Raw genomic sequence first — 5,535 nt, forward strand, 5'->3', positions numbered from 1 at the left:
GAATCATCGCTGTCGTCGTCAATCAAATCAACAGTTTCCGAATCATCGCTGTCGTCGTCAATCAAATCAACAGTTTCCGAATCATCGCTGTCGTCGTCAATCAAATCAACAGTTTCAGAATCATCGCTGTCGTCGTCAATCGCATCGACAGTTTCCGAATCGCCAATATTTATGTCGATCTCAATGAGGCCAGCCTTTTCAGAATCCTCAATATTTATGTCGATGTCAATGAGGCCAGCCTTTTTAGTGCTGTACTTGTCTCTTGTGAGAATAGGTGCGCTCGCCATTTTGATTACTCCTTCTTGTTTGGTAATTGATACAAAATTTCGCCCGATCTTGAAATGAAAGTCGTCGTTGCCAGTGCCGCCTCACAGGTCGTCGTTGCCACCAAAACCCGACAATATGTAATTTCCTGCTTTGCCATAGATTTTGTCAGCTTGATTAGTTCCCACTAATGATTTGTGAAACTTACCGCCGTTATCAGTGTTGTTGTCATTAAATTGAGTACCGTATATATCAATTTCATTTTCTCCTTTGTATTCCCAACTAATTGGTTTATTTAGGAAGTAATGGTGGGTATTTATATTTTTTTGCTTCCCTTTTCGCTTCCTGTTATCAGTTTCTTGCTAAAACTAGCGAACCGCAATGGTGATAAAATCAGGTATTATAGGAACTGATAAATAGCTTCAGGCTTTGAATTTATAGGGAAAAATCAGGTGCATCCTGACAAAGCATCATAAAAATCAGGACTCAGGCATCAGACCAAAGAAACCGGGTTTTTGACCTAATCTGTTGGCTACAAGGCGTCTTTTCGGAAAAAACCCGGTTTCTGACCACCGATTCGTAAGTCCTAAAAATCAGTAAAAGTCAGGTTGTTTGGTAAATCTCTACATAGTCAGGTTGGCGATCGTACAATCTAATCTAGATTTGGGTGCAGGCAATGATGAAAGAATTTCCAGTTAGCGATGAATATCAGATTGGCGGGAGTCTCCCAGCAGATGCGTCGAGTTACGTGATGCGGCAAGCAGACTTGGACTTTTACGAAGGTTTGAAGGCCCGTGAGTTTTGTTACGTGCTGAATTCGCGGCAAATGGGCAAATCTAGTTTGCGGGTGCGGACGATGCAAAGACTGCAAGCTGAAGGTACTGTTTGCGCTTGTATCGATTTAACTGGTATTGGCAAGGAAGATGTCACTCCTGAAAAATGGTATGCGGGAATGATTAATTCTTTGGTGAGTAGCTGCCAGCTAAGCAATCAAATTAATTGGCGGAATTGGTGGCGCGATCGCCGGGATTTATTATCACCTCTCCAGCGATTTAATTTGTTTATTGAAGAAGTTATTTTAGTTGAGATTTCCCAAAATATAGTTATTTTTATTGACGAGATAGATCGAGTGTTGAGTATGAACTTTTCTGCGGATGAGTTTTTTGCTCTAATTCGTTGGTTTTACAATCGAAGAGTTGACAATCCTCTCTACCGCAAACTGACTTTTGCGCTGCTAGGAGTGGCAACACCTTCAGATTTGATTGCCGACAAAACTCAAACTCCTTTTAATATTGGTAAAGCGATACATTTAGACGGCTTTAAACTTGATGAAGTGCAGCCTTTAATTGACGGCTGGCAAGGACGAGTTGCCAATCCTGAAAATGCGATCGCCCAAATACTAGATTGGACGGGGGGACAACCTTTTTTGACGCAAAAGCTGTGCAAGTTGGTGTTGGAAAATGAGTTGAAGAGAGTTAACCGCAGAGGCGCTGAGGGCGCAGAGAGAGACAGGCAGGATGCCTGTTCCACAGAGGAGGAGGGAGTTGCGGGGTTGGTGAGGTTGCGGGTTGTTGAGAATTGGGAGTCTCAGGATGAGCCGGAGCATTTGAAAACTATTCGCGATCGCCTGTTAAGAAATCAGCAAAAAGCCGGACAGTTATTAGGGCTTTACCAGCAAATCTTGGAATCGGCGAATCCCCCCCAAACCGAGGAAAACCAGGGTTTTGTAGGGGTAGTGCCCCCGTGCCTACCCCTGGGGGTTCTTGCCGATGGCAGTCCCGAACAAACCGAGTTGCGCCTGTCTGGTTTAGTGGTGCAACAGCAGGGAAAATTAACAGTTTACAACCGCATTTATGCCGAAGTTTTTAATCTGGAATGGGTGGAAAAACAGTTAGGAAAGCTGCGGCCTTATTCGGAAACTTTTAATGCTTGGGCTGTGGCTAATTTTGAGGATAATTCGCGGCTGCTGCGGGGAAATGCGCTGCAAGAGGCTCTGGAATGGTCGATAGATAAAAATTTAAGCCATCTGGATTACCGCTTCTTAGCAGCATCTCAAGATTTGGAAAAGCGTGAAGTTCAACAGGCTTTAGCTGTTAAAGAAGAAGAAGGTCACATATTAGCTAAAGCGAATGATACCTTAGTTTCAGCTCAACAACAAGCAAAAGTAGAATTTACTCAAGCCAAGCGCAGGGCTACCCGGATCATTGCGATGGGTTCTGTAGTTTTGGGAATTTCTGTAATCACAGCAATCTCCATCCAATTACAAGTAAAAAAAGCTCAACAGGAACTAGCCCAACGACAAGTAGTCCTGCAAACTTTATTCTCTAAAGCAGCTTTGGTTTCCGATCCTTTTGAAGCACTGTTGAAAGCATTACAAGCAGCGCAGCAGATGAAAAAATTAGAAAAATCAGCCAGCAACGATACGCAAATGCAGGTAATGAGGGCACTGCAACAGGCAATATATCATGTTAGAGAACGCGATCGCGCCGTTGGTCATAGTAGCGGTGTCAGAAGTGTAACTTTCAGTCCCGATGGCAAAATTTTTGCTTCTGCTAGCGAGGATGGTACGGTAAAACTGTGGAATGCTAGACCAGCTAGATTAATATCAACCCTGACCGGACGTACTACTAGAGTTACGAGTGTAAGTTTTCATCCTAATGGCAATATTTTGGCTTCTAGTAGTGAAGATGGTACGGTTAAGTTGTGGGATGTAAGGCATAGCCGTTTAATTAAAACTATTAACGCTCATAATGACTGGATAAGAACTGTTAGTTTTAGTCCCGATGGTAAAATTCTCGCTTCCTGTAGCCACGATGGTACTATCAAGTTGTGGAAAGCAACAGATAGTACGTTATTAAAAACTCTGAAAGGACATACCCGTGCCGTTACCCATATTAGTTTGAGTCCCGATGGTAAAACTCTCGCTTCTACAAGTTGGGATAGAACCGTGAGGCTGTGGAATATTGGCGATGGAACCCTTGTAAATACTCTGGAAGGTCATCAAGTAAATACCATAAGTGTCAGTTTTAGTCCCGATGGTAAAACTTTAGCTTCAGCCGATCAAGAAGGCATAGTGAAACTATGGAATGTAGCAGATAAAACTTTACTGCAAAACCTCCCTACTCATCGCAGGGCTGTCTGGAGTGCAATTTTTAGTCCAGATGGCAAAACTCTAGCAACTATCAGTTCGGATAGTACCGTAAAGTTGTGGAATTTAGAAGATATAAACGACAACAGAACCGACCCGCAACTTCTTAAAGGACATGACGGTAAAATTGAGAGTATCGCTTTTAGTCCAGATAGCAAAACTCTTGTTTCTGGAAGTTATGATAGCGCAATCAAGCTCTGGAATTTAGAAGTTAGGGAACCGCAAACCATTAAAAGAAATAGCGATAATATTCGATCAATAAGTTTTAGTCCCGATGGTAAGATTATTGCTTCCGGTAGCGACGATTCTAAAATAAAGCTATGGAATATCAAAAATGGCACTTTACTCCAAACTCTTAACGGTCATCAAGAGCCGATGCTAAGTGTTAGTTTTAGTCCCGATGGTAATATGTTAGCTTCCGGCAGTGTTGACAACACACTTAAGTGGTGGAATGTTCAAGATGGTCGATTACTAAAAACCCTCAACGATCATAGTGGTTGGGTCAGGAGCGTTCGCTTTAGTCCAGATGGGAAAACCTTAGCCTCTGGCGGTGATGATCGTACTGTAAAACTTTGGAATGTAGCAGAGGGTAGGTTGCTGAAAACCTTTAGAGAACCTCGTATTGTCACTGATTTAAGTTTTAGTCCAGATGGAAAAGCTCTAGCTGTGGCTTGTAATAACGGTGATCTAAGACTATTAAATTTAAAAACAGCTACTTTAACGTGGGCTTTTTCCGCCCATAGCGGTTGGGTACAGACCGTTAGTTTTAGTCCAAATAGTAAAATCTTAGCTTCTGGTGGTGATGATGGTACAGTCAAACTATGGAATGCAGAAAATGGCAGATTATTGCTTACCCTAGAAGGACATTTATCTGAGGTATTTACTGTCAGTTTCAGTCCGGATGGCAAAATTTTAGCTTCCTCTAGTGAAGATGGTACTGTGAGGGTGTGGAATGTAGAAACTGGTCTGGAAATATCAACCCTAGAAGGACACCTCAACAGAGTTACTAGCGTTATGTTTAGTCCAGATGGTAAAACACTAGCTTCTGCTGGGCTTGACAATACTATCAAGTTGTGGAAATTAGAACTCGATCTCGATAATTCGATCGGGCGGGGTTGTTTGTGGCTGGAAGATTATTTGGCTTCTCATCCCGAAGAGGCTAGAAAATTTAGCCAAATCTGTAAATAACTCAAGTTGCTAGTTATAAGACACTGGTAATGGGTAAGGGGTAATGGGTAATTGTAAGGCAGTTATCCTATAATCACACCAAGATTTTGATGATGGCAATTATGAGAGAGTATCCAGCTAATTATGAATATCACGTAGGCGGTAGTCTTCCAATTGATGCCTCCAGCTATGTAATGCGACAAGCAGACTCAGACTTTTACGAAGGTTTGAAAGCAGGTCAGTTTTGTTACGTGCTGAACTCGCGGCAGATGGGCAAATCAAGCTTGCGGGTGCGGACGATGCAAAGACTGCAAGCGGAAGGGTTTCTCTGTGCTTTTATTGACCTAACCGGAATTGGCAAGGAAGATGTAACGGCAGAAAAGTGGTATGCCGGACTCGTGCAATCTCTGGTAAGCAGCTATCAGCTTGGCAAAAAATTTCAATGGCGGGCTTGGTGGAAAGAGCAGCGGGAATTTTTGTCACCCGTGCAGCGGTTGAGTTTGTTTATTGAGGAAGTTTTATTAGTAGAAATTGAACAAAATATTGTAATTTTTGTAGATGAAATTGACAGAGTTTTGAGCATGAATTTTCCCCTGGATGATTTTTTTGCTTTAATTCGGTTTTTCTATAACCGACGAGTGGATGTGCCAAAATATCAGCGGATCACATTTGCTTTGTTGGGAGTGGCGACTCCTTCGGATTTGATTGCGGATAAAACTCAAACTCCTTTTAATATTGGTAAGGCGATAAATTTACGCGGTTTTCAGATTGATGAAGTGCAGCCTTTGATTGATGGTTGGCGGGGGCAAGTTGCTAATCCTGAAAGTGCGATCGCAGATATTTTGGATTGGACGGGGGGACAACCTTTTTTGACGCAAAAGCTGTGCAAGTTAATGCTGGAAAAGGAGTTAAAGAGAGTTAACCGCAGAGGCGCAGAGGGCGCTGAGAAAGACAGG

2 protein-coding genes and 1 pseudogene are annotated in these 5,535 nt (G+C 42.6%); 2 read left to right on the forward strand and 1 reads right to left on the reverse strand.

Features of this window, described 5'->3' with window-relative positions:
• Nucleotides 1-287 (reverse strand): annotated as a pseudogene (locus tag QT990_RS29690) (hypothetical protein); the annotation flags it as partial.
• Nucleotides 288-940: 653 nt separating this feature from the next.
• On the opposite strand from QT990_RS29690, the gene QT990_RS29695 reads away from it, so the two are divergent.
• Both QT990_RS29695 and QT990_RS29700 read left to right on the forward strand, forming a co-directional pair.
• Nucleotides 941-4,600, forward strand: a complete 3,660-nt coding sequence (locus tag QT990_RS29695; protein ID WP_333145062.1) for a WD40 domain-containing protein — start codon at nucleotides 941-943, stop codon at nucleotides 4,598-4,600.
• A 101-nt stretch (nucleotides 4,601-4,701) separates the two neighbouring features.
• Nucleotides 4,702-5,535, forward strand: an 834-nt coding sequence (locus QT990_RS29700) for an AAA-like domain-containing protein (RefSeq protein WP_333145094.1), incomplete at its 3' end; no start/stop codon positions are given.

Origin of the sequence: Microcoleus sp. T3_B1 (assembly GCF_036700445.1) — a bacterium.
GTDB lineage: Bacteria > Cyanobacteriota > Cyanobacteriia > Cyanobacteriales > Microcoleaceae > Microcoleus.